At 72.8% G+C, this 23,729-nt stretch carries 20 protein-coding genes; 11 read left to right on the forward strand and 9 right to left on the reverse strand.

The genetic code is table 11. The annotated features are described in order from the left end of the window. Positions 1 to 18: 18 nt before the first annotated feature. A complete protein-coding gene (locus tag GGG17_RS13340; protein ID WP_230083006.1) occupies positions 19 to 1,047 on the reverse strand; it encodes a LacI family DNA-binding transcriptional regulator in 1,029 nt (342 codons plus the stop codon). Positions 1,048 to 1,181: 134 nt separating this feature from the next. Here GGG17_RS13340 and GGG17_RS13345 point away from each other — a divergent pair, with 134 nt between their 5' ends. From GGG17_RS13345 to GGG17_RS13365, 5 genes are all read left to right on the forward strand, one after another. Next, the gene (locus GGG17_RS13345; RefSeq protein ID WP_154594165.1) at positions 1,182 to 3,299 is read left to right on the forward strand and encodes a glycogen debranching N-terminal domain-containing protein; all 2,118 of its coding nucleotides are present in this window, start codon (positions 1,182 to 1,184) and stop codon (positions 3,297 to 3,299) included. Between the two features lie 74 nt (positions 3,300 to 3,373). Continuing rightward, entirely contained in the window at positions 3,374 to 3,742 is a 369-nt protein-coding gene (locus tag GGG17_RS13350) for a hypothetical protein (RefSeq protein ID WP_154594166.1), read from the forward strand. Positions 3,743 to 3,842: 100 nt separating this feature from the next. Continuing rightward, on the forward strand, positions 3,843 to 5,696 hold the full coding sequence (dxs, locus tag GGG17_RS13355) for a 1-deoxy-D-xylulose-5-phosphate synthase (RefSeq protein ID WP_288797462.1): 1,854 nt from the start codon (positions 3,843 to 3,845) through the stop codon (positions 5,694 to 5,696). Between the two features lie 48 nt (positions 5,697 to 5,744). Further along, positions 5,745 to 6,734 carry a TIGR03557 family F420-dependent LLM class oxidoreductase gene (locus tag GGG17_RS13360; protein ID WP_154594167.1) on the forward strand — a complete coding sequence of 330 codons (990 nt, stop codon included), beginning with the start codon at positions 5,745 to 5,747 and terminating at the stop codon, positions 6,732 to 6,734. Then, on the forward strand, positions 6,727 to 7,425 hold the full coding sequence (locus GGG17_RS13365) for an HAD family hydrolase (protein WP_311966684.1): 699 nt from the start codon (positions 6,727 to 6,729) through the stop codon (positions 7,423 to 7,425). Before GGG17_RS13360 ends, GGG17_RS13365 begins: the two co-directional genes overlap by 8 nt. Positions 7,426 to 7,432: 7 nt before the next feature. Here the strand turns inward: GGG17_RS13365 and GGG17_RS13370 are convergent, their stop codons facing one another. Then, positions 7,433 to 9,484, reverse strand: coding sequence for a M3 family metallopeptidase (locus GGG17_RS13370; RefSeq protein WP_154594168.1), 2,052 nt, complete (start codon positions 9,482 to 9,484; stop codon positions 7,433 to 7,435). A 185-nt stretch (positions 9,485 to 9,669) separates the two neighbouring features. Between GGG17_RS13370 and ahpC the strand changes: the two genes are divergently transcribed. The 3 genes from ahpC (at position 9,670) to GGG17_RS13385 (ending at position 12,888) form a co-directional block, all read left to right on the forward strand. Further along, on the forward strand, positions 9,670 to 10,233 hold the full coding sequence (ahpC, locus tag GGG17_RS13375) for an alkyl hydroperoxide reductase subunit C (RefSeq protein ID WP_154594169.1): 564 nt from the start codon (positions 9,670 to 9,672) through the stop codon (positions 10,231 to 10,233). A gap of 155 nt (positions 10,234 to 10,388) precedes the next feature. After that, a complete protein-coding gene (gene ahpF / locus GGG17_RS13380) occupies positions 10,389 to 11,969 on the forward strand; it encodes an alkyl hydroperoxide reductase subunit F (RefSeq protein WP_311966685.1) in 1,581 nt (526 codons plus the stop codon). A 10-nt stretch (positions 11,970 to 11,979) separates the two neighbouring features. Further along, positions 11,980 to 12,888, forward strand: coding sequence for a LysR substrate-binding domain-containing protein (locus GGG17_RS13385; protein WP_288797458.1), 909 nt, complete (start codon positions 11,980 to 11,982; stop codon positions 12,886 to 12,888). An 11-nt stretch (positions 12,889 to 12,899) separates the two neighbouring features. Here GGG17_RS13385 and GGG17_RS13390 read toward each other — a convergent pair whose 3' ends face one another. The 7 genes from GGG17_RS13390 to GGG17_RS13420 all read right to left on the reverse strand — a co-directional run bounded on the left by GGG17_RS13390 (position 12,900) and on the right by GGG17_RS13420 (position 21,777). Continuing rightward, complete coding sequence (locus GGG17_RS13390) at positions 12,900 to 13,862, reverse strand: DUF808 domain-containing protein (protein ID WP_154594170.1); 963 nt, start codon at positions 13,860 to 13,862, stop codon at positions 12,900 to 12,902. Positions 13,863 to 13,974: 112 nt separating this feature from the next. Then, positions 13,975 to 15,504, reverse strand: coding sequence for a UDP-N-acetylglucosamine 1-carboxyvinyltransferase (locus tag GGG17_RS13395; RefSeq protein ID WP_154594171.1), 1,530 nt, complete (start codon positions 15,502 to 15,504; stop codon positions 13,975 to 13,977). Between the two features lie 144 nt (positions 15,505 to 15,648). Beyond that, positions 15,649 to 17,766 (reverse strand): 3-hydroxyacyl-CoA dehydrogenase NAD-binding domain-containing protein, encoded by a 2,118-nt coding sequence (locus GGG17_RS13400; protein ID WP_154594172.1) that lies wholly within the window; start codon positions 17,764 to 17,766, stop codon positions 15,649 to 15,651. Next, a complete protein-coding gene (locus GGG17_RS13405) occupies positions 17,763 to 19,034 on the reverse strand; it encodes a thiolase family protein (RefSeq protein WP_311966686.1) in 1,272 nt (423 codons plus the stop codon). The genes GGG17_RS13400 and GGG17_RS13405 overlap by 4 nt, the downstream gene beginning before the upstream one ends. A gap of 158 nt (positions 19,035 to 19,192) precedes the next feature. After that, positions 19,193 to 20,443, reverse strand: a complete 1,251-nt coding sequence (locus tag GGG17_RS13410) for an HRDC domain-containing protein (protein ID WP_288797454.1) — start codon at positions 20,441 to 20,443, stop codon at positions 19,193 to 19,195. A gap of 55 nt (positions 20,444 to 20,498) precedes the next feature. After that, entirely contained in the window at positions 20,499 to 21,089 is a 591-nt protein-coding gene (locus GGG17_RS17265; protein ID WP_288797453.1) for a response regulator transcription factor, read from the reverse strand. A 106-nt stretch (positions 21,090 to 21,195) separates the two neighbouring features. Further along, positions 21,196 to 21,777, reverse strand: a complete 582-nt coding sequence (locus GGG17_RS13420) for a DUF3000 domain-containing protein (RefSeq protein ID WP_311966687.1) — start codon at positions 21,775 to 21,777, stop codon at positions 21,196 to 21,198. Positions 21,778 to 21,856: 79 nt separating this feature from the next. On the opposite strand from GGG17_RS13420, the gene hemE reads away from it, so the two are divergent. The 3 genes from hemE to GGG17_RS13435 all read left to right on the forward strand — a co-directional run bounded on the left by hemE (position 21,857) and on the right by GGG17_RS13435 (position 23,726). Further along, the gene (gene hemE, locus GGG17_RS13425; protein ID WP_311966688.1) at positions 21,857 to 22,918 is read left to right on the forward strand and encodes a uroporphyrinogen decarboxylase; all 1,062 of its coding nucleotides are present in this window, start codon (positions 21,857 to 21,859) and stop codon (positions 22,916 to 22,918) included. Positions 22,919 to 23,011: 93 nt separating this feature from the next. After that, positions 23,012 to 23,257: a preprotein translocase subunit SecG gene (gene secG, locus GGG17_RS13430; RefSeq protein WP_154594174.1), complete on the forward strand. Its 246-nt coding sequence runs from the start codon at positions 23,012 to 23,014 to the stop codon at positions 23,255 to 23,257. A 118-nt stretch (positions 23,258 to 23,375) separates the two neighbouring features. Then, positions 23,376 to 23,726 (forward strand): RNA polymerase-binding protein RbpA, encoded by a 351-nt coding sequence (locus GGG17_RS13435; RefSeq protein WP_154594175.1) that lies wholly within the window; start codon positions 23,376 to 23,378, stop codon positions 23,724 to 23,726. The last annotated feature ends 3 nt before the right edge of the window (positions 23,727 to 23,729 follow it).

The following is a 23,729-nucleotide window of genomic DNA, read 5'->3' on the forward strand; positions in this document are numbered from 1 at the left end:
GGGGTGCCACGATCAGGCTCAGCGCCGTCGCGTGCTGCCGGCGTGTCGGAGGGTGGGTGCCAGGAGGGCACCCTCGGCGGGGGCCTCGCCGTCGGTGAGGAGGACGTCGATCTGGGTGAGCAGGTGCTCGACGATCTCGGCCAGGGGCTGCACCACGGTCGTCAGGTCGAACATCCCGGCGGTGCTGGTGCCGTCGAAGCCCACGAGGCCGATGTCCCGGCCGGGCTCGAGGCCGGCCGCGACGACGGCCTGCCAGGCGCCGAGGGCCACCATGTCCGAGACGCACACGACCGCGTCGCCAGGCTGCAGCGACCCCAGCAGGTCGGCCGCCGCGGCCTGGGCCCGCGGCAGGTCCTGCTCGGTGCGGGCCACCAGGGCGTCGTCGAGCACGCCGAGCTCCGACGCGGCCTCGCGCCACCCCTGGTAGCGGTCGTCGCCGACCGCCGAGCCCTCGGGCCACCCGAGGAAGGCCACCCGGCGGTAGCCCTGGTCGACGACGTGGCGGACGGCCGAGGCGGTCCCGATGCGGCCGTCGACGTCCCCCCAGGCGGTGAAGCCGGGGTCGTCCCAGACCCGGCCGAAGGTCACGAAGGGGATGCCCTGCTCGGTGAGCCACTGCGGCCGCGGGTCGCCGTGGTGGGTGCCGTAGAGCACGAAGGCGTCCACCAGGTGCGCGCGCACCATGGACTCGTAGCCCGAGGTGACGGGGGCGGGGGAGTCCGTCCCGAAGGTGACCACGTGGCAGCGGTGGCTGCGGGCCGCGAGGGAGAGCTGGCTGAGGAAGGGATAGGCGATCTCGGCGTTGGCGGCGGCACCGCCCCGCGCGTCCAGCTCGAGGCCGATCGCCCCGGCCCGCTGCTCGCGCAGGGACTTGGCGGCGGAGCTGGGGCGGTAGGCGAGCCGGTCGATCTCGAGCTGTACGCGCTGCAGGGTCTGCGGCGCGACCCGGTCCGGGCGGTTGACGGCATTGCTGACGGTCTGTCGTGAGACATTGGCCGCCCGGGCGACGTCGTTGATCGTTGCGCGGCGATGCCCCATGCTGCTCATCGTCACCATCGACTCCTTGGACAGGCTGTGCGATCGCTTCGAGGTATCATCGCCTTTGAACGATCAGAATCATCCTCACCCCGGGCAATCAGACTGTCAACAGCGGACGCTCGGGTTTCACGAGAGGTCGTCCCGTGCCTGAGCAGCGCCGCCTGACACCCGACACCCCCCGCCGGCAGCCGTGGCTGCACGAGCTGGAGCTGGCCGTTCACGGTAATGCGACGGCCCTGTCCACGCATGACGGGACGATGGGCGCCCCGGGCACGGGGGTCTTCGTCGACGACCGCCGCGTCGTGTCCCGCCTCGCGGTCCTCGCCGACGGCCAGACCGGCGACCTGGTGACGTCCTCCAGCGTTGGCCAGGAGACGCAGGTGCTCACCTCCCTGCGCCACCTCGGCACGCCCGGCCCGGACCCGACGGTCGAGCTGCGGCGCACCAGGGTGGTGCAGGACGCCGGGATGACCGAGACGCTGCGCCTGACCTCGCGCGCGGCCGAGACCGTGCGCACCCGGCTGACCGTGGAGATCGGCGGTGACGGTGCCTCCCTCGGCGCGGTCAAGTCCGGCGAGCCCGCCGGCCCGCTGCTGCCCTCGATGACCGCCGGGGCGCGGACGCCCGACGTCGTCCTCACCTGGTCGGACGACCGCCACCTCACCCACGTCACGGCCGAGCCGCGGCCCACCGTCATCGAGGCAGGCGAGGCGGGGCAGCCCTCGTGCATCGGCTTCGACCTCGAGGTGCCCCCGGGCCAGACGAGATCGGTGCGCCTGTCGGTGGGCACGCAGCGGCTGGCCTCCTCGGCGTTCGACGCCGACCCGGGTGCGGACCTGGTGGACTGGTCCGCGGTGCGGGTCCGGGCCGCCGACACCCGCCTGGACGTCGTCGTGAGCAGCGCCCTCGAGGACCTCCGCCACCTGACGATGCGGGACCCCGACGCTCCCGACGACGTCTTCGCCGGCGCCGGGTCCCCGTGGTACCTCACGTTGTTCGGTCGCGACTCGGTCTGGGCGGCCCGGCTGTCCCTGCCGTTCGGGACCGCCCTGGCGGGCGGGACGCTGCGCGCCCTGGCCCGGCGGCAGGGACGCGTGGACGACCCCGCGACCGCCGAGCAGCCCGGCAAGATCCTCCACGAGGTGCGGCGGGAGCAGTACGTCGACGACGTGACTGGCCTGGCCCTGCCGTCCACCTACTACGGCACCGTTGACGCGACGTCGCTATGGGTGTGCCTGCTGCACGACGCGTGGCGGCACGGGCTCCCCGAGGACGAGGTGCGCGCGCTGCTGCCGCCCCTGCGGGCGGCGCTCGCCTGGATCTCCCGCCAGGTGCAGGACAGCCCCGACGGGCTGCTGCGCTACGTCGACCGCACCGGCACGGGCCTGGCCAACCAGGGGTGGAAGGACAGCGGCGACTCGATGCGCCGCAGCGACGGCAGCATCGCCCCGGCGCCGATCGCGCTGCTCGAGGCACAGACCTACGCCGTCGAGGCGGCCCGCAAGGCTCGGGCCCTGCTGGCGGCGCTGGACCCCGGCCGGTCGCAGGAGGGCGAGGACCTCGACCGCCTGGCCGACGTGCTGCAGACCCGGGTCCGCCAGGCCTTCTGGGTGCGCGGTCCGCGGGGGCCGCACCTGGCCATGGCCCTGGACGCAGACGGCAGGCCCGTGGACGGCATCGGGTCCAACATGGGCCACGCCCTCGGGTCCGGTGCCCTCACCGCGGACGAGGCGGCCCTGGTCGCCGACACACTGACCGGCCCGGACCTGCTCGGCCCCTACGGCATCGCCACCCTGTCCCGCAGCAACCCCGCCTACAACCCGATCGGCTACCACACGGGCTCGGTGTGGGTCCACGACACGGCGATCGGCCTGCTCGGGCTGGTGGCCGAGGGCCGCGCGGAGCGGGCCGGCGACGTGGCTCGTGCGCTCGTCGCCTCGTCGGCCGCCTTCGGCTACCGGTGGCCGGAGCTGTATGCCGGGGACCCCGTCCTCGCCCGCCCCGCACCATATCCGGCGTCCTGCCGCCCCCAGGCATGGTCCGCCGCATCGGCCGCCGCCGTCGTGACCGCCGTCCTCGGCCTGCGGGTCGACGTGCCGGGCCGCCACGTCGAGGTGCGGCCGCTGCCGTCGCTGCCCTTCGGACCCCTCACCGTGAGCGGCCTGCGGTACGGCCCCACGGCGTTCGCCGTGTCGGTCGCGGCGGACGGGACGACCTCGGTGCAGGGCCTGCCGGACGAGGTCACGGTGTCGACCGGCTGACGGCGTACGGTCTGGTCGACCGGCCCGACCTCCCCGGGGGAGGGTCTGTCACAGGGGCGCGGCACACTGTCCCCATGACCGCGCACGTCCCGCCAGGCTGGCCCGAGGCGATCCCGCCGCCCGAGAGCCCGGGGTGGCGCGAGCACGCCGTCCCGTGGCTGCTCGACCAGTGCCCGGCCGACTTCCGGGGCTATGCCTCCTGGCGCCGTCACCCGCAGGCGCTCGCGTGGGTGGCGGTGCAGCACGTGGACGCCCAGCTCGCCGCGATGCGCCAGGCCTACCGCCAGGTCCGCGTCGCGCTCGGTGAGGAGCTGCCGCCCGAGGCGCTGCGCGAGGTCATGGAGGACCTCGAGGCCGAGGGGGTCCGTCTGCGCGGGACGGCGCGCAGCGTCCGCCTGGTGCACGAGGCCCTCCAGGGGCGCAGGTTCGTCCCCCGGCTATGAGCCGACCCGCCCCTGCGCGACCACCGGCCTGGTCTAGACTCGCAAGTCGCGTCCTCTTCCGAAGGAGTCGGATCCACTCGTGGCTCAAGGTGCTCAAGGTGTGCTCTCGACCATCACCAGCCCGACGGCGCTGCGTCGGCTGCCCGCCTCCCGCCTCCCCGCGCTGGCGGCCGAGATCCGGGAGTTCCTCGTCACCCAGGTCGCCAGGACGGGCGGCCACCTCGGCCCCAACCTCGGCGTCGTGGAGCTGACCATCGCCCTGCACCGCGTCTTCGAGTCGCCGCACGACACGATCGTCTTCGACACCGGCCACATCAGCTACGTCCACAAGCTGCTGACCGGACGCCAGGACTTCTCCCGCCTGCGGTCCCAGGGTGGCCTCTCGGGCTACCCCTCCCGCGCGGAGTCCGAGCACGACGTCGTCGAGAACTCCCACGCCTCGACCTCGCTGTCCTGGGCCGAGGGGATCGCCATCGCCCACCAGCTCAAGGGCGACCGGCAGAGGCACACCGTCGCCGTCATCGGGGACGGCGCACTGACCGGCGGCATGGCCTGGGAGGCGCTCAACAACATCGCGGCCCGCAAGGACCTGCCGCTGGTCGTCGTGGTCAACGACAACGAGCGGTCCTACGCGCCGACCACCGGCGGGCTCGCCGAGCACCTGTCCATGCTGCGGACCACGCAGGGCTACGAGCGGGTGCTGAGCCTCGGCAAGCGCGCCATCTCGGGGGCCCCCGTCGTGGGGCGCCCGGCGTTCGAGACCCTGCACGGCATCAAGAAGGGGATCAAGGACATCGTCGCCCCGCAGGGGTTGTTCGAGGACCTCGGGATCAAGTATGTCGGCCCGGTCGACGGGCACGACGAGCACGCCCTCGAGGTGGCGCTGCGCCAGGCCAAGGGCTACGGCTCGCCGGTGCTGGTGCACGTCCTCACCAAGAAGGGCAAGGGCTACCGCCCCGCGCGCCAGCACGCCGACGACCAGTTCCACGCGGTCGGGGTGATCAACCCCGAGACGGGCCTGCCCCTCGAGGTGTCGGGCCGCTCCTGGACCGACGACTTCTCCGACTCGATGGTCGCCCTCGGCCAGGAGCGCGACGACGTCGTGGCGCTGACCGCTGCCATGCTCATCCCGGTCGGGCTGCGCGACTTCTCCCTCAAGTTCCCCGAGCGGGTCATCGACGTCGGCATCGCCGAGCAGCACGCGGTGACCATGGCCGCCGGCCTGGCCTATGCCGGGCTGCACCCGGTCGTCGCGATCTACTCGACCTTCCTCAACCGCGCCTTCGACCAGCTGCTCATGGACTGCGCGCTGCACCGCGCGGGCGTGACCTTCGTGCTGGACCGCGCCGGCGTCACCGGCTCGGACGGCGCCTCGCACAACGGCATGTGGGACATGACCTTGGCCAACGTCGTGCCGGGGCTGCACCTCGCCGCCCCCCGCGACGGCGAGCAGATCGAGCTCGCGCTGCGCCGCTCGGTCGACATCACCGACGCCCCGTCGGTCATCCGCTTCGCCAAGGGCAACCCGCCTGCGCCGATCCCGGCCCTCGAGCAGCACGGCACCGTCGACGTCCTGCACGGCCCCGGCGAGGAGCACGTCGACACCCTCGTGGTGGCGGTGGGCTCCATGGTGCCGACCGCCCTCGGCGTCGCCGCCCGCCTCGAGGACGCCGGCCGCACCGTGCGGGTCGTCGACCCGGTGTGGGCGCTGCCGGTCGGCGCGGACGTGGTGCAGGAGGCCCGGCGCGCGGACCAGGTCGTCGTCATCGAGGACAACCTCGTCTCCGGAGGGGTGGGCTCCGCCATCACCCTGGCGCTGCAGCAGGCCGGGGCGACCGCCCCGGTGCGGCCGTTCGGCATCCCCAAGGAGTTCCTCGACCACGCCTCCCGCGGCCAGGTGCTCGCCGCGATCGGGCTCACGCCCGACGCGATCGCGCAGGCCCTGCTCGCCTAGCGGCCGGGCGAGGTCTACCGACCCGGCCTCCTCGGGTATGCCGACCCCATGACCCGATTCGGCTACACCCTGATGACCGAGCAGGCCGGCCCCAAGGACCTGGTCCGCTTCGCCCGCCAGGCCGAGGACGTCGGCTTCGACCTCGAGGTGGCGAGCGACCACTACTTCCCGTGGCTCAGCGCGCAGGGCCATGCCCCCTTCGTGTGGAGCGTCCTCGGGGCCGTCGCCCACGTCACCGAGCGCGTCGAGCTGATGACCTACGTCACCTGCCCGATCCTGCGCTACCACCCCGCCGTCGTGGCGCAGCAGGCGGCGACCGTCCAGATCATGGCCGACGGCCGGTTCACCCTCGGGCTGGGGGCAGGGGAGAACCTCAACGAGCACGTCGTGGGGGCGGGCTGGCCCACGGTGTCCGCGCGCCAGGACATGCTGGCCGAGGCCATGGAGATCATCCACGAGCTGCACACCGGCGAGCTGGTGACCTACGACGGGGACTACTACCGCGTCGACTCGGCCCGGATCTGGGACCTGCCCGACCAGGGCGTCGAGCTCGCCCTCGCCGCGGGCGGTCCCCATGCGCTGCAGCGGTGCGCGACCTTCGCCGACCACCTCGTCGCGACCGAGCCCGACCGCGACCTCGTCGCCGCGTGGGACGACCTGCCGGGCAAGCCCGGCATCGGCGCCGGCGCCCGCGCCATCGGGCAGATCCCCATCAGCTGGGACCCCAGCAGGGATGCCGCCGTGCAGCGCGCCCACGAGCAGTTCCGCTGGTTCGCCGGCGGCTGGGCCGTCAACGCCGACCTGCCGACCACGGCCGGGTTCGCGGCGGCCACGCAGTTCGTGCGTCCCGAGGACGTCGCCGAGGCCATCCCCTGTGGGCCGGACCTCGACGCCATCGTCGAGAGCGTGCGCCCCTACTGGGAGGCCGGGTTCACCGACGTCGCGCTCGTCCAGATCGGCGGCGACACCCAGGACGCCTTCCTGGAGGAGGCCGCCGGCCCGCTGCTCGAGCGTCTGCGGGAGGCCTCCCGTGGCTGACCTGCGACCCGGCGTCCTGTTCGACGTCGACGGCACCCTGCTCGACACCAACTACCTGCACGCCCTGGCGTGGTGGCGGGCACTGCGGGCCACCGGCCACGACCAGATCACGATGCAGCAGTGCCACTCGGCCATCGGCATCGCCAGCGAGGGTCTGGTCCGCCACCTCACCGGGGGCGAGGACGCGCAGGCCGTGGACCGGCACAGCGAGGAGTACGAGCCCCTCAAGGCCGACCTCACGGCGTTCCCCCGCGCGGCCGACCTGCTGCGCGCCTGCCACGACGCGGGGCTCCTGGTCGTCCTGGCCACCAGCGGGCAGGAGGGCGACCTGGAGTGGATGGTCCCCGCGATCGGCGTCTCGCAGGAGGTGATCGCGGGCGCGACCACCAGCGGCGACGTGGAGGAGGCCAAGCCCGAGCCGGACCTGCTGACGGTCGCCGTCAAGCGCTACGGCCTCGACCCGGAGCGGACCGTCGTGGTCGGCGACACCGTCTGGGACGTCGCGGCGGCCGAGCGGGCGGGGCTGCCCTCGATCATGGTCACCTGCGGCGGCATCGGGCGGGCCGAGCTGCTCGAGGCCGGCGCCGACGAGGTGTATGCCGACCCCGCCGACCTGCTCGCCCATCTCGACTCGTCCCTGCTGGGGCAGCTGGCGCGCCCGCTCGGCGAGGACACCGCGGGCCGGGCCTAGCGCCGCGTCACGCCAGCCCGTGCCGGTCCAGGAGGTGCTGCACGTCGGGGTCCTGCCCACGAAACCTGCGGTAGACCTCGGTGACGTCCAGGGACCCGCCGCGGGCCAGCAGCTCGCGCCGGAACCTCTCGCCGGTCTCGCGGGTCAGACCGCCGTTCGCGGCGAACCACGCCACCGTGTCGGCGTCGTAGACCTCCGACCACATGTAGGAGTAGTAGCTCGCGGCGTACCCGCTCGCGAAGACGTGCGAGAAGTAGGTCGACCGGTAGCGCGGCGGCACCAGGTCGAAGGCCATGCCGGCCCGCTCCAGCGCCTCCTGCTCGAAGGCCTCCACCTCGTCCGCCGACGAGGGGAGGCGGTCCAGCGGGGTCTGGTGCCAGGCCTGGTCGAGCAGCATCGCGGCATACGACTCGGTCATCTCGTGGCCCTGGTCGAACTCCCGGGCCTCGAGCAGCGTGGCGATCCACTCGGGGGGCATGGGCTCCCCGGTCTCGTGGTGCACGGCGTAGCGCGCGAGCAGCTGCGGGTCCCAGGCCCAGATCTCGTTGACCTGGCTCGGGAACTCCACGAAGTCCTGCGGGGTCGCGGTCCCTGAGCGCGAGGGGTAGCGCACGTCGGACAGCAGACCGTGCAGGTCGTGACCGAACTCGTGGAAGAGGGTGATCACCTCGTCCCAGGACATCAGGGTGGGGCGACCGGGGGCGGGCCGGGACAGGTTGCACGTGTTGGTGACCACCGGTCGGTGGCCGAGCAGGTGGCTCTGGTCCACCAGCGAGGTCATCCAGGCACCCCCCTGCTTGCCGGGGCGGGTCCAGGGGTCCAGGACCACGGCACCCAGCACCGAACCGTCCGGCTCGCGCACCTCCAGGACCCGGGCGTCCGCCGTGTAGCCGACGAGCCCCGGCTGCTCGTGGAAGGTGATGCCGTAGAGCGCGGTGGCCGCGGCGAAGACGCCTTCGTGCAGCACGCGCTCGAGCTCCAGGTAGGGGCGCAGGAGGCTCTCGTCCAGCGAGTAGCGCTCGCCGCGCACGAGGTTCGCGACATACGGCCAGTCCCAGGGCTCGAGCACGGCCCCCGGCTCGACCTGCTGCAGCCGCTCCTGGAGCACCTGCGCCTCGGCGCGCGCGTTGCGCACCGCGGCGGGCCCGACCCGGGTGAGGATCTGCATGACCGCCTCCGTCGACCCGGCACAGCCGTCGGAGGCGACGTACGCGGCGTAGTGCTCGTGGCCGAGCAGCGCCGCCTTCTCCGCCCGCAGGCGGGCCGTACGCACGACGAGGTCACGCGTGTCGTGCTCGCCCGAGAGCCCTCGGGAGACCGAGGCCCGGTGGAGCTCCTCGCGCAGGGTCCGGTCCTGGAGCACGGCGAGGCGCGGCTGCACGGTCGTGTTGACGAGCTCGACCAGCCAGCCGTCGAGCCCACGGGCCTGCGCTGCGGCCCGGGCGCCGTCGACCTCGGCGTCGTCGAGGCCGGCCAGCCGGTCCCGGTCGGTGACGTGCACCGCGGCGGCGTTGCGACCGGCGACGGCTCGCTCGTTGAACTCGGCCGCCAGCGTGGCGAGCTCGGCGTTGATCTCGCGCAGGCGCGCCTGGCCGGCGTCGTCGAGGGCGATCCCTCCGCGCTCGTAGGCGCGGACGGACTCGTGCAGCAGCCACGCCGTCTCCTCGTCCGGGGTCACCTCGCCGGCCTCCACCCGCGCCCGCAGGGCGAGGAGCCGGTCGTAGAGTCGCCGGTCGAGCAGGATCGTGTCGGCGTGGGACGCCAGGAGCGGTGCCAGCTCGCCGCGGATGGCGTCCCGCCGGTCGTTGGTGTCCGCCGCCGCCACGGGCCAGAAGGCGTCCATCGAGCGACGCAGGGTCTGCCCGGAGCGCTCCCAGGCCTCCAGGACGTTCTCGACGGTGGGGACCGACGCGTCGGTGGCGACGGCGTCCAGCTCGCGCAGCTGCTCGGCCATGCCCTCGAGGATCGCCTCGCGGTAGTCGTCGTCCTCGAGCTCGGAGTGCGGCGGCAGGTGGTGGGGGAGTACGGAGGGGGACAGCAGCGGGTTGGGACGCGTCATGCCCGTAGTCAATCCCATCCCCGGGGTGGGTGCCGCACCGCCGCACTGGCGTCGAGGCAGCGACGGATTGACGCCGCCTATCTCACACATGCACACAAACGATCGACTCCGGCTTTCGTTTCGGCCTCGATCCATATAGATTCTTTATCGGCAGTTCCCACCAGCACCGTAGCCAAGGAGCACGCATGAACCTCATGAACACCAAGATCCTCCCGTTCTCCACCACCGCCTTCAAGAGTGGCGAGTTCGTGGAAGTGAGCGAGAAGGACGTCCTCGGCAAGTGGGCCATCTTCTTCTTCTACCCGGCGGACTTCACCTTCGTCTGCCCGACCGAGCTGGGCGACGTCGCCGACCACTACGAGGAGCTGCAGAAGCTCGGCGTCGAGGTCTTCTCGGTGTCCACCGACACGCACTTCGTGCACAAGGCCTGGCACGACACGTCCGAGACCATCGGCAAGATCGACTACTACATGCTCGGCGACGCCAGCGGTGTCATCACCAACAACTTCCAGAACATGCGTGAGGGCGCCGGCCTCGCCGACCGCGCCACCTTCCTGGTCGACCCGGAGGGCACCATCCAGTTCATGGAGGTCACCGCCGAGGGCATCGGCCGCAACGCCGCCGAGCTGCTGCGCAAGGTCAAGGCCGCCCAGTACGTCGCCGCCCACCCGGGCGAGGTCTGCCCGGCCAAGTGGGAGGAGGGCGAGGCCATCCTCGCCCCCGGCCTGGACCTCGTCGGCAAGATCTGACGCCACCCTCGGGAGTCTCCCGAGCAGGTCGTAGGACGAGCCCACCCGCTCGTCGACGCACCACCACGTGCCGCGGCGGGTGGCCGGACCCCGGTCACCCGCCGCCGCCGTCCTCACCCTCGCCGCCCCCGTCATACCGAACCAAGGAGTGTCCCGTGCCCGTGCTCGACGCCGCCATGACCACCCAGGTCACGTCCCTGCTCGTCAACGTCAAGGAGCCGATCGAGCTGGTCGCGTCCCTCGACGACCGGCCCAAGGCCGACGACCTGCGTCAGCTCCTCGAGGAGATCGCGGCGCTGTCGGACAAGGTCAGCCTGCGCACGGACGGCACGTCGAGCCGCCGCCCGTCCTTCCGCATCGAGCGCACCGGCACCGACGTGGGCGTCGAGTTCGCGGGCATCCCGCTCGGCCACGAGTTCACCTCGCTGGTCCTGGCGCTGCTGCAGGTGGGCGGGCACCCGATCAAGGAGGACGCCGAGACCATCGAGCAGGTGGCGGCGATCGACGGCGACTTCGAGTTCGTGACCTACATGTCCCTGTCCTGCCAGAACTGCCCGACGGTGGTCCAGGCGCTCAACGCGATGTCGGTCATCAACCCCCGCATCCGGCACACCGCGGTCGAGGGCTCGCTCTTCCAGGACGAGATCGAGGAGCACGGCATCAAGGCCGTGCCCACCGTGTACGTCAACGGCGAGCTGTTCGACTCCGGCCGGATGACGATGAGCGACATCCTCGGCCGGATCGACTCCGGGGCGGCGGACCGCGCCACCGAGAAGCTCAACGGCAAGGAGCCCTACGAGGTGCTCGTCGTCGGGTCCGGCCCCGCGGGCGCGGCGGCCTCGATCTACACCGCCCGCAAGGGGATCCGGACCGGCCTGGTCGGCGAGAGGTTCGGCGGGCAGGTGCTCGACACGATGGCCATCGAGAACTTCGTGTCCGTCTCCTACACCGAGGGGCCGCGCTTCGCCGACTCCCTCAAGGAGCACGTCGGTCAGTATGACGTCGACGTGGTCACCGGCCCGGCCGCCACCGAGCTCGTGCCCGCCGACACCGAGGGCGGCTACCACACGGTGCGGTTCGGCGGGGCCGAGCTGCAGGCCCGCTCGGTCGTGCTCGCCACCGGGGCGCGCTGGCGCCACATGGGTGTGCCCGGCGAGGAGGAGTACCGCAACAAGGGCGTCACCTTCTGCCCGCACTGCGACGGACCGTTGTTCAAGGGCAAGCGCATCGCCGTCATCGGCGGCGGCAACTCCGGCGTGGAGGCCGCCATCGACCTGGCCGGCGTCGTCGGCCACGTCACCCTGATCGAGTTCCTCGACGAGATGCGCGCCGACCAGGTGCTCCAGGACAAGCTGCGCAGCCTGCCCAACGTCGACGTCATCCTGTCCGCCCGGACGACCGAGGTCGTCGGGGACGGCAAGCAGGTCACCGGCCTGCGCTACGAGGACCGCGCCTCGGGCGAGGCCCGGGAGCTGCAGCTCGAGGGGATCTTCGTCCAGATCGGGCTGCTGCCCAACACCGAGTGGCTCAAGGGTGCGGTCGAGCTGACCGACCGCGGCGAGGTCGTCGTGGACGCGATGGGGCGCACCTCGGTCCCGGGCGTCCTCGGCGCCGGGGACTGCACCACCGTCCCCTACAAGCAGATCGTCGTGGCGCAGGGTGCCGGGGCGACGGCCGCGCTGTCCGCCTTCGACCACCTGATCCGCACCTCGGCACCGTCCCCGGCGATGGCCTGACGGGCCGCTCGTGAACCTCAGGGACCTGGAGTACCTCGTCGCCCTGGCGGACCACCGGCACTTCGGCCGGGCGGCGGCTGCGGCATACGTCAGCCAGCCGACCCTGTCCACCCAGCTCAAGAAGCTCGAGTCAGAGCTGGGCGTGGACCTCGTCGAGCGCGGCACCCGCCAGGTGCTGCTGACCGCGGCGGGGGAGCGGGTGGTCGAGCGTGCCCGGTCGATCCTGGGGCAGGCGCAGGACATCCGCGACATCGCCCGCTCCGCCCGGGACCCCCGGGCGGGGCGGCTGCGGCTGGGCTTCTTCCCGACGCTCGGGCCCTACCTGCTGCCGCACGTCGTGCCCGCCCTGCGCGAGCGGCTGCCCGACGTCGAGCTGCTGCTCACCGAGGCCAAGACGGGCGAGCTGCGCGAGCAGCTGCACGCCGGGGGTCTGGACGCCGCCCTGATCGCGCTGCCCGTCATCGACGAGGCGCTGCACGTGCGCCCGTTGTTCCGCGAGGACTTCCTGCTCGCGGTGCCGCGCGACCACGAGCTGGCCGCCGACGACGGGCGCCTGGCCGCCGGTCGGCTGGCGGGCGAGGACCTGCTGCTGCTGGCCGAGGGCCACTGCTTGCGCGACCAGGCGCTGGACATCTGCCAGACGGCCGGCGCCCGGGAGCAGTCCGGCTTCCAGGCCACCAGCCTGGAGACCCTGCGGCACATGGTCGCGGCGGGGGTCGGCACCACCTTGCTGCCGCGGCTCGCCGTGTCGCCCCCGAGCCGCAACCCCGACGGCGTCGTCCTGCGCGAGTTCGGCGGCGAGGCGCCGCACCGGGACATCGCCATGGTGTGGCGGCGCAGCAGCGTGCAGGCACCCCTGCTGGACGAGGTGGCCGAGGTCCTCGGCGCGCTGCCGGCGGGGCTCGTCACCCCGCTCTGACGTGCCGGTCGTCAGCGGGCGGGGTGCTCCTCCGCGGGCTCGTCCTTGCCCCGCCTGACCAGGTGCAGGACCGTCACGACCACCGCGCCGACCGCCAGGCCCACGACCGCGGAGCAGAGCGTGTTGGTGAGCCAGCCGAGGACACCTCCCAGCGGGCCGGTGGCGTGCCGGACGGCCTCCTCCAGGTGGTGCACCAGGGCGTACGGCGGGTGCCAGCCGAGGGTGTCGACACCCACCAGCAGGATGTGACCGCCGACCCACAGCATCGCCACGGTGCCGATGATCGCCAGCCAGCGCAGCAGGACCGGCATCGCCCTGACCAGCCCGTTGCCGAGGGCCTGCGCGGCGCCGTTGCTCTGCTTGGCCAGGTGCAGGCCGATGTCGTCCATCTTGACGATGAGCGCCACGAAGCCGTAGACGCCGATGGTGATCACGATCGCCACGATGACCAGCGTCATCGCCCGGGTCCACAGGCTCTCCCTGGCCACCTCGTTGAGCGCGATGACCATGATCTCGGAGGACAGGATGAAGTCGGTGCGGATGGCGCCGGAGGTCATCGCCTCCTCGGCCTCGTCCCCGCTCATCGACGCCGTGGCGTCGCCCGCGTCGTGGCCGTGACCCGAGACCTTCTCCCAGATCTTTTCCGCGCCCTCGAAGCACAGGTAGGTGCCGCCGAGCATCAGCAGCGGGGTGAGCGCCCACGACGCGAACTGGCTGAGCAGCAGCGCCGCCGGCAGGATGAACAGCAGCTTGTTGCGCAGGGAGCCGATCGTGATCCGCTTGATCATCGGCAGCTCGCGGTCGGGCGTGAACCCCGTGACGTAGCGCGGCGTCACCGCGGTGTCGTCGACCACCACACCGGCCGCCTTGGCGCTGGCGCGGCCTGCGGCGGCACCCACGTCGTCCACGGATGCCGCGGCCAGCTTGGCCATGGTGGCGATGTCGTCGAGCAGGGCAGCGAGTCCGCCGGCCATGGAGGTCCTCCAGAGAACGGGTGGGGAGAGGAAGCGTGGGCGCCCCCAGCGGGCCCGCCCCACGATACGTGCAACGGGCCGCCGTGAGGGCGTGGTGCCGCGGTCGCGCCGCTCAGATGTCGCGGAAGGTGCTGACCCCGGCGCCGAGGGCCGTCAGACGCTCCGCAAGGTCCTCGTAGCCGCGGTTGATGACGTAGACGTTGCGCAGGACGGACGTGCCGGGAGCCGCCAGCATGGCCAGGAGCACCACGACGGCGGGGCGCAGCGCGGGCGGGCAGACCACCTCGGCCGGTCGCCAGCGCGTCGGGCCGCTGATCATCACCCGGTGCGGGTCCAGCAGCTGGACGTTGCCGCCGACCCGGGTGAGCTCGGTGAGGTAGATCGCGCGGTTCTCGTAGACCCAGTCGTGGATCATCGTGGTGCCCTCGGCCGTCGCCGCGATCAGCGCGAAGAACGGGAGGTTGTCGATGTTGAGGCCGGGGAACGGGAGCGGGTGGATCTTGTCCCGCGGGGCCGTGAGCGGGCCGGGGACGTGGGTCAGGTCGACCAGACGCGTCTTGCCGTTGGCCGAGAGGTACTCCTCGGACAGGGTGTAGCGCATCCCCATCGTCTCCAGGGTCGCGAGCTCGATCTCCATGAACTCGATCGGCACCCGCTCGATGGTGATCTCGGACCTGGTGACGACGGCGGCCGCCAGCAGCGACATCGCCTCGATCGGGTCCTCGGAGGGGGAGTACTCGACGTCGCGGTCGATCTCGCGCACGCCGCGCACCGTCAGGGTGGTCGTCCCGATGCCGTCGACCTGGACGCCCAGCTCCTGGAGGAAGAAGCACAGGTCCTGCACCATGTAGTTGGGCGACGCGTTGCGGATGACGGTCTCGCCCTCGTAGCGGGCCGCCGCCATCAGGACGTTCTCGGTGACCGTGTCGCCGCGCTCGGTCAGCACGATCGCCCGGCTCGGCCAGGTGTCGGTGGAGACCTCCGCCTGGTAGGCCCCCTGGGTCGCCTCGACTGCGAGCCCGAAGTGGCGCAGGGCGATGAGGTGGGGCTCGACCGTGCGGGTCCCCAGGTCGCAGCCTCCGGCATACGGCAGGGAGAACTCCTCGAACTCGTGCAGCAGGGGGCCGAGGAACATGATGATCGTGCGGGTGCGCTTGGCCGCGGCCTCGTCCATCGAGGCGAGGTCGATCGTGGCGGGCGGGGTGATGCGCAGGTCGTTGCCGCCGTCGATCCACTCGGTGCGGACCCCGATGCTGCTGAGGACCTCCAGGATCCGGTTGACCTCCTCGATCTTGGCGAGGTTGCGCAGGGTGGTCGTGCCCTTGTTGAGCAGCGAGGCGCACAGGGTCGCGACCGCGGCGTTCTTGGACGTCCGCACCTCGATCGAGCCGGTGAGGCGACGCCCACCCTCGATGCGCAGGTGCTGCGGCCCGGAGTGGCCCATGGAGACGAACTCGGCCTCCAGCTCCTTGCCCAGGGCGGCCAGCACGTCGAGGGACAGATCGTGCTCGCCCGCCTCGATCTGCTCGATGTCGGTGCCGGTCATCCCGACCCGCTCGGCGAGGTCCTGGGTGGTGAACCCGCGTCGGACGCGCGCCTCGCGGACGAGCGTGCCGATGCGGCGGAGGTAGCCATCAGTCATGCCTTCCATCGTAGGTCAGCCGAGACCGCGGACCCGGATTGGTCCACCTCGTCGGAGTGGCACCGGGGCGGGGCAGGCACGCCGACGGAGCGGTCCGGCCATGCTGCCTCGCAGCGTGGCCGGACCGGCGGATCCATCACTCGGTCAGCGGGTTGCCTCGGCCGTCCCCGGCGGCAGGAAGCGACGCCCGGTGACGCGCTCCGAGGTGCCCGTCCGGTCGAGCAGGGGAGTGAGCCCGCCGTTCCAGAACTGGAACCCGGCGCCCGTGATCATGGCGAGGTCCAGGTCCATGGGGGCGCTGACGACCCCCTCGTCCAGCATGATCCGGGCCTCCTCGGCGAGCCCCGCGAGGACCTGCTCGCGCACCTGCTCCGGCGTCAGGACCACCGGGTCCGTGGGCGACTCCTGCAGGGCCAGGACCTCGGGGTCCAGCACCGTGCGGCCCTCGACCTGGGTGTAGTAGCCGCGCTTGCCGGCCTCGACCACGCGCCGCAGGGCGGGGGAGACGTAGAACCGGTCGGGGAAGGCCGCCGCGAGCGACTCGTTGTTGTGCAGGGCGATGGCCGGACCGACCAGGCCCATCAGGACGAACGGCGGCATGGGCGCGATCCCCGCGAAGCCCTGGTCCGCCACGTCGATCGGTGTGCCCGCGTCGACGATCCGGGCCATGTCGGACATGAACCGGCCGAGCAGCCGGTTGACGATGAAGGACGGGGAGTCCGCGCACAGCACCGTCGTCTTCTTGAGCTGTCGCCCCACGGCGAAGGCGGTGGCCAGGGTCGCCTCGTCGGTGCGCTCGCCGGTGATCACCTCGAGCAGCGGCATGACCGCGACCGGGTTGAAGAAGTGGAGGCCGACGACCCGCTCGGGATGCTCCAGCCGGGACGCCATCTGCGTGATCGACAGCGACGAGGTGTTGCTGGCGAGGACGCACTCGGGGGAGACGACGGCCTCGACCTCGGCCCACACCTGCTGCTTGACCGACATCTCCTCGAAGACCGCCTCGATGACGAGCTCCACGTCCGCCATGCCGGCCTTGGTGGTGTCGCCGCTGATCAGCGCCTTGTAGCGGTTGACCCGGTCCTGGTCGAGTCGACCCTTGGCGGCGAGCTTGTCGATCTCGGCGTGGACATGGGCGACGCCCTTGTCGACACGCTCCTGGTCGAGGTCGGTCATGATCACCGGCACCTCCAGGCGCCGGACGAAGAGCAGCGCGAGCTGGCTGGCCATCAGGCCGGCACCGACGATCCCGACCTTGGTGACGGGCCGGGCCAGGCTCTTGTCCGGGGCTCCGGCCGGCTTCCTGGCGCGGCGCTGGACCAGGTCGAAGGCGTACAGCCCAGCGCGCAGCTCGTCGCTCATCAGCAGGTCACCGAGCGCCTCGTCCTCGGCAGCGAAGCCCTCCTCGCGGCTCGCGGCGCGGGCCGCGGACAGCAGGTCCAGGGCCCGGTATGCCGAGCGCGAGCTGCCACCGGTGCGCGCGGTCACGGCGCGTCGGGCCGCCGCGATCGCCCCCTCCCAGGCCGCCTCGTCCCGATCCACGTCAGGTCGTTCGACCGCGACCTCGCCGCGGACGACCTGCCCCGCCCAGGCCAGCGAGCGCTCCAGGAAGTCGGCCGGCTCGAGCAGCTGGTCGGCCAGCCCCAGGCGGGCGGCCTCGGCACCGCTGAGCGTCGTGTTGTTGCTGAGCGGGTTGTCGATGACGACCTTGAGGGCGCCCTCGACGCCGATGAGGTTGGGCAGCGTCCAGCACCCGCCCCAACCCGGCACGAGACCGAGGAAGACCTCGGGCAGCGCGACCGCCGGCACCGAGGCGCTGATGGTGCGGTAGTCGCACGCCAGCGCCACCTCGACACCGCCGCCCATGGCGGCGCCGTTGACGAAGGCGAAGCTAGGCACCCCGAGCTCGGGCAGCAGGGCGAAGGTCTCGTGGCCGAGCCGCCCCATGGCGACGGCCTGCTCGCGGTCGGTCACCGAGGGCACACCGGTCAGGTCGGCGCCCACCGCGAAGACGAAGGGCTTGCCGGTGATCCCGACCGCGACGATCTCCCCGGCCGTGGCCCGCTCGCGGCACCGCTCCAGGGCTGCCCGCAGCTCCAGCAGGCCCCGGGGACCGAAGGTGCTGGGCTTGGTGTGGTCGCGGCCGTTGTCGAGGGTGACCAGGGCCAGGGTCCCGCCACCACCGGGCAGCTCGACGTCGCGCACGAGCGCGTGGGTGACGACCTCGTCGTCGAAGGCCGCCAGCAGGTCCGTGTGGGTCATCGCTGCTGCTCCTGCTGCTGCTGGTGGTGGTGGTCGGTGTTGGTGTCGGTGTTGGTGTTGGTGGACGAGCGGTAGTCGGCGTGGTGCGGGTTCTCCCAGACGACGGCGCCACCCATGCCGATGCCGATGCACATGGCGGTCATGCCGTAGCGCACCTCGGGGTGCTCGGCGAAGTGCGCGGCGAGCTGGGTCATCAGGCGCACGCCCGACGAGGCGAGCGGGTGGCCGGTCGCGATCGCTCCGCCCCAGGGGTTGACGCGCGGGTCGTCGTCGGCGATGCCGAAGTGCTCGAGGAAGGCCAGCACCTGCACGGCGAAGGCCTCGTTGAGCTCGAACAGGCCGATGTCCTCGATGCGCAGGCCGGCCTGCGCGAGGGCCTTCTCGGCGGCCGGGACGGGTCCGTAGCCCATCACCTCCGGCTCGACGCCGACGAAGGAGTAGGTGACGAGCCGCATCTTGACGGGCAGCCCCAGCTCGGTCGCGGCCTCCTCGGAGGCGAGCAGGCAGGCGGTGGCCCCGTCGTTGAGCCCGGCAGCGTTGCCGGCGGTGACCCGGCCGTGGGGACGGAACGGCGTCGAGAGAGAGGCGAGGTCCGCCATCGTGACGCCGGGGCGGGGCGGCTCGTCGGCGGTGGCGAGTCCCCAGCCCTTCTCCACGGAACGGACGGCGACCGGGACCAGGTCGGGCTGCACCTTGCCCGCGGCGTAGGCCTCGGACAGCTTGCGCTGGGAGCCCACGGCGAACGCGTCGCAGCGCTCCTTGGTGAGGCTCGGGTAGCGGTCGTGGAGGTTCTCGGCGGTCTTGCCCATGACCAGGGCGGACTCGTCGACGAGCCGCTCGGAGACGATCCGGGGGTTGGGGTCGACGCCCTCGCCCATGGGGTGGCGACCCATGTGCTCCACGCCCCCGGCGACCACGACGTCGGCGGCGCCCATCGCGATGGACCCGGCGGACGTGGTGACCGCCGTCATGGCCCCGGCGCACATGCGGTCGATCGAGTAGCCGGGGACGGTGCTGGGCAGGCCCGACAGCAGCGCCGCCATCCGGCCGAGGGTGAGGCCCTGGTCGCCGATCTGGGTGGTGGCCGCGACGGCGACCTCCCCGATGCGCTCGGGTGGCAGGGACGGGTTGCGGCGGACGAGCTCACGGATGCAGGCGATGACCAGGTCGTCGGCGCGGGTCTGGGCATAGATGCCCTTGTCCCCGGCGCGGCCGAACGGCGTGCGGACGCCGTCGACGAAGACGACCTCGTGCAGGGTGCGGGGCACGGTGGCCTCCCAGGTCGAGGGGATGGGTACCCGTCGGATGCTACTTGCGGGTAATCCCGATGTCAGCACCAGCGCGCCGCGACGTGACCGGCCCCACGTCCACGTCCCCGTCTCCGTCCCCGTCGTGTGGGCCGCGGGTGCCGCCGTCGGCGCGACTCCTAGACTCGCGGGGGATAGGGGTGGTCGGACGCCGCCTCGGCCAGCAGGGGCGACACGAGCCCCGCCTGCCACGGCCGGGCACCCAGGTCGAGGAGGATCTCGCGGAAGCCCTGGGCCGACTCGTCCACCGGAGGGGCCCAGACCACCCGCCGCAGGGTGTCAGGGGTCAGGAGGTTCTCCGCGGGGACGGCCACGCTCGCGCTCAGACCGGCCACGAGTTCCTTGACGGCGCCGAGCCGGGCGGCGGCGACCGGGTCCTTGTCGGCCCAGGCACGTTGCGGAGGTGGGCCGTCGCTCGGGAGGTGGTATGCCGGGAGCTCGTCCTCCGGCAGGAGCATCGCGCGGTCCACGGCGGCCAGCCAGACCTGCGGGTTGCGCTGCACGGCGCGCGGGGTCCGGCGGGTGCCGTCGGCGCCGGAGGGCAGGGCGAGCTCGACGATCGCGGCGTCGCCGAGCACGCGTCCGGGGCTGCAGTCACGATCCTGGGCCAGGCGGTCGCGGGTCTCCCACAGCTCGCGGACCACGGCGAGCCCGCGCCGGGTGCGCACCTTGTGCAGGCCGGAGGTCTTGCGCCACGGGTCGACCTTGGGCGCCGGGCCGCGGAAGTGGGTGAGCGCCTCGAACTCCTCGGCGGCCCAGCCCGACTTGCCCTGGGAGCGCAGGTCCTCGTCCACGGCGTCGCGCAGGTCCACGAGGACCTCCACGTCGAGCGCGGCGTAGACGAGCCACGGCTCGGGCAGGGGGCGGGTGGACCAGTCCTGGGCGCTGTGCTCCTTGGCGAGCGTGATCCCGAGGTAGTGCTCCATGGCGGCCGCCAGCCCCACGCGGGGCCGGCCCGCGAGCCGGGACCCCAGCTCGGTGTCGAACAGGCGGGTGGGGTGCAGCCCCAGGTCGGCGAGGCAGGGCAGGTCCTGGGTGGCCGCGTGCAGCACCCACTCGACGTCGCCGACCACGTCCTGGAGCTCGGACAGGTCGGGGCACATCACGGGGTCGACGAGCCAGGTGCCGGCCCCGGCCCGGCGCAGCTGCACGAGGTAGGCCTTCTGCCCGTAGCGGAAGCCCGACGCCCGCTCGGCGTCGATGGCGATGGGGCCGTGCCCGTCGGCCACGGAGGCGACCAGCTCGCGCAGCCGACGCTCGTCCTCGACCACGGGGCGCAGGGCCTCTGCGGGCGCCGACACCAGGCGCGGCTCGGGGGTGTCCGCGGGGGCGTCCGCCGTCTGGTCGTCTGGCGAGGTCAGGTCCGTCACGCCCTCCAACCTAACCCGCCGCGCGGGCCGTCCCACGGCGACGTCCCGGCGGTCGTCAGGTGATCAGGCCCCGGCGCAGCGCGGTGTAGGTCATCGCGGCCCGGTCACCGGTGCCGAGCTTGCGGGCGATGCGGGCGAGGTGGCTCTTGACCGTGAGGGCCGACAGACCGAGGGAGGCGCCGACCTCCTTGTTGGTCTTGCCCTGGGACACGAGCTGCAGGACCTCGACCTCGCGGGCCGAGAACTGCTCGTTGCCGGCTCCCCGGGTGCCCGGCCCGGCCGGGGGCTGCCCGCCCGTCCGGATGTAGGCGCGGACGCCGGTCTTGAGGGCGCCGCGGACGTAGATCGGGTCCTCGGAGTCCGAGAGCACGATCGTGCGGCGCCAGCCACGGGCCCGCATCTCGTGCAGCAGGGGGATGCCGGAGCCGTCGGGGAGGGTCAGGTCGGCGATGCAGAACTCGCCGGCGGGGACCTCGCGGGCCACGACCCGGGCGCGCTCGATCGTCTGGGCCTCGATGATGTGCCCCTCCGTGATGCGCCCCAGGGCGCGGCGCACCATGGCGCCCGTGTGCGGCCCCGCCGAGATGACCATGGCGCTGATGGGCTGCGGGCGCGCCATCCGGGCGTTCTTGGTGATCACGCTCACGGTGCCCCTCCCTGTCTGCGTGCACGACGCTGGTGATGTTGAAGATTCTAGAACGGGACTAGTGCCGAACGGGTGAGATTGGCCGAACTTTCGTGACTGCCCGTGGTCACCGACGGGAGGTCAGCAGAGCGACGCCCTCGGGCAGCGGGGGCAGGCCGCCGAGGGTGCACAGCAGCTGGGTCCAGGCCTCGAGGTGCGGGGCGAGGTCCTCGTCGAGCGGGCTCCAGGACGCCCGGACCTCCATCTCCACGGTCGTGGCCTCGCCCGCCAGCTCGCCGAACCGCTCGCTCACCACGTGGGTGACGGTGCCGGCAAGGGCGCTCGCCCGGGCCCCGGCATCCGCGAGGGCGTCCTCGAGCCAGGCCCACCCGACCGCACCCAGGGCAGGATCACCGGCCAGCTCCGTCTCCAGCCGGGCCTTGGCGAAGGTGACGACCCGCCACTGCCCCTCCCACTGGTCGGGGGCGGAGGGGTCGTGCAGGACCACGAACCGCCCCGAGGCCACGTCCTCGTCCGTGCGCCGATCGGGAACGACGTCGGCGGCCAGCGCGACCGAGTACGGCGCGAGCCGCCCCGGCGCAGGCACCTCCTCGACCAGCACCTCGGGGCGGCGGCGGGCGTCGCGCAGCCGGGCGAGCACCGCGTCGAACCGGCGCGCGCTCTCGTCCGTCAGGGGTCGGTCGGGCACCTCCCGAGGCTATGCGGGGGGCCGCCCGGGGACGCGGCGGCGCGCCGACCGACCGGTCCGCCGTGCGAGGATCGTCCGCGTGGACACCCCTGCAGCCAGCCCGGTCCCCCCGGTCGCCCGGGAGAGCCTCCTCGTGCGCGCCGCCCGCCGCCGCCCCGTGCCCCGCCCGCCGGTGTGGTTCATGCGCCAGGCCGGCCGCTCCCTGCCCGAGTACCGCGCGGTCCGCGAGGGCACGACGATGTTCGAGGCCTGCCGCAACCCCGACCTCACCACCGAGATCACCCTGCAGCCCGTGCGCCGCCACCACGTCGATGCGGCGATCTTCTTCAGCGACATCGTCGTGCCGCTGGCGGCGGTCGGGGTCGACGTGGACCTCGTCGCCGGCGTCGGTCCGGTCATGGCCGAGCCTTTCCGCGGCCGGGCCGACCTGGACCGCGTCCCGGAGCTCGACCCCGAGATGGTGCCCTACGTCACCCAGGCGGTCCGCCAGACCGTCGCGGCGCTCGGCGAGACCCCGCTCATCGGCTTCGCCGGTGCACCGTTCACGCTGGCGTCATACCTCGTCGAGGGCGGGCCGTCCAAGAACCACGAGCGCACCAAGGCGCTGATGCACGCCGACCCCCGGCTGTGGCACGACCTGTGCGCCCGCCTCGCGCAGATCTCCGGCACCTTCCTGCGGGTCCAGGCCGAGGCGGGAGCCTCCGCGATCCAGCTGTTCGACTCCTGGGTGGGGGCGCTGCCGCGCCGCACCTACGAGGCCCAGGTGCAGGAGCACTCGGCCGCGGCGCTGCACATGGTGGCCGAGGCCACGGACGTGCCACGCATCCACTTCGGCGTGGGGACCGGCGAGCTCCTCCCGGCCATGGGCGCAGCCGGGGCGGACGTCGTGGGCGTGGACTACCGCGTCAACCTCCTCGACGCCGTGGAGCGGCTCGGGCCGGGCTACGCCGTTCAGGGCAACCTCGACCCGGCCCTGCTCTTCGCCCCCTGGGAGGCCCTCGAGGCCGAGGTGCGCCGCATCGTCGACGAGGGACGCCAGGCTCCGGGTCACATCTTCAACCTCGGCCACGGTGTGCTGCCCAGCACGGATCCCACCGTCATCACCCGCGTCGTCGAGCTGGTCCACGAGCTGGGCCGGTAGCATGGGGGCTCGCGCCAGGCCCCACCGGCCGCCGCTCACGACCCGTCCCACCCGACGGCCCCCCACCGGGCCGCCCCGACAGATGGTTGCCGCATGACCGTAGTCAAGATCGTCCTCGAGGTGCTGCTCGTCCTGGGCGGCCTCTTCCTGACCCTGCTGATCCTGCTTCACAAGGGCAAGGGCGGCGGCATGTCCGACATGTTCGGGGGTGGGGTGTCCAACACCCTCGGCGGGTCCAGCGTGGCCGAGCGCAACCTCGACCGCTTCACGATCGCCGTCGCCGTCGTGTGGTTCTCGTGCGTCGTCGCGCTGGGGCTGATCCAGCGTTTCAGCGGCTGACGCAGCCGCTCACCGGAGCAGGCGGCCCGAGGGGGGAGCCGCCCTCCCACCCACTTGCGGGCACCTGGGCCCGCCCCGGTCCTGCAACCAGTCGGGACCGGTAGCTCGAGGAGAAACCATGTCGGGTGGTAACGCCATCAGGGGCAGCCGCATCGGAGCGGGCCCCATGGGAGAGGCGGAGCGCGGGGAGTCCGCACCGCGCCTGGCCATCAGCTACTACTGCGCCCGCGGACACGAGACCCGCCCGGCGTTCTCGCAGGAGGCCGGGGCCGACGTCCCCGCCGAGTGGGACTGCCAGCGGTGCGGGCTCCCCGCGGGGCTCGATCCCGACGACCCGCCCGCACCACCGCGCACGGAGCCTTACAAGACCCACCTCGCCTACGTCAAGGAGCGACGCAGCGACGCCGACGGCCAGGCCCTGCTGGACGAGGCGCTCGCGGGCCTGCGGCAGCGCGGGCTGATCCAGTAGGGA

The organism is Arsenicicoccus cauae (genome assembly GCF_009707125.1).
Classification (GTDB): domain Bacteria; phylum Actinomycetota; class Actinomycetes; order Actinomycetales; family Dermatophilaceae; genus Arsenicicoccus; species Arsenicicoccus cauae.

Bases quoted from the DNA above. Each gene is read 5' to 3' on its own strand.
- GGG17_RS13340 (WP_230083006.1), bottom strand. From the start codon at position 1,047: ATGAGCAGCATGGGGCATCGCCGCGCAACGATCAACGACGTCGCCCGG.
- GGG17_RS13350 (WP_154594166.1), top strand. From the start codon at position 3,374: ATGACCGCGCACGTCCCGCCAGGCTGGCCCGAGGCGATCCCGCCGCCC.
- GGG17_RS13360 (WP_154594167.1), top strand. From the start codon at position 5,745: ATGACCCGATTCGGCTACACCCTGATGACCGAGCAGGCCGGCCCCAAG.
- GGG17_RS13370 (WP_154594168.1), bottom strand. From the start codon at position 9,484: ATGACGCGTCCCAACCCGCTGCTGTCCCCCTCCGTACTCCCCCACCAC.
- ahpC (WP_154594169.1), top strand. From the start codon at position 9,670: ATGAACCTCATGAACACCAAGATCCTCCCGTTCTCCACCACCGCCTTC.
- GGG17_RS13390 (WP_154594170.1), bottom strand. From the start codon at position 13,862: ATGGCCGGCGGACTCGCTGCCCTGCTCGACGACATCGCCACCATGGCC.
- GGG17_RS13395 (WP_154594171.1), bottom strand. From the start codon at position 15,504: ATGACTGATGGCTACCTCCGCCGCATCGGCACGCTCGTCCGCGAGGCG.
- GGG17_RS13400 (WP_154594172.1), bottom strand. From the start codon at position 17,766: ATGACCCACACGGACCTGCTGGCGGCCTTCGACGACGAGGTCGTCACC.
- secG (WP_154594174.1), top strand. From the start codon at position 23,012: ATGACCGTAGTCAAGATCGTCCTCGAGGTGCTGCTCGTCCTGGGCGGC.
- GGG17_RS13435 (WP_154594175.1), top strand. From the start codon at position 23,376: ATGTCGGGTGGTAACGCCATCAGGGGCAGCCGCATCGGAGCGGGCCCC.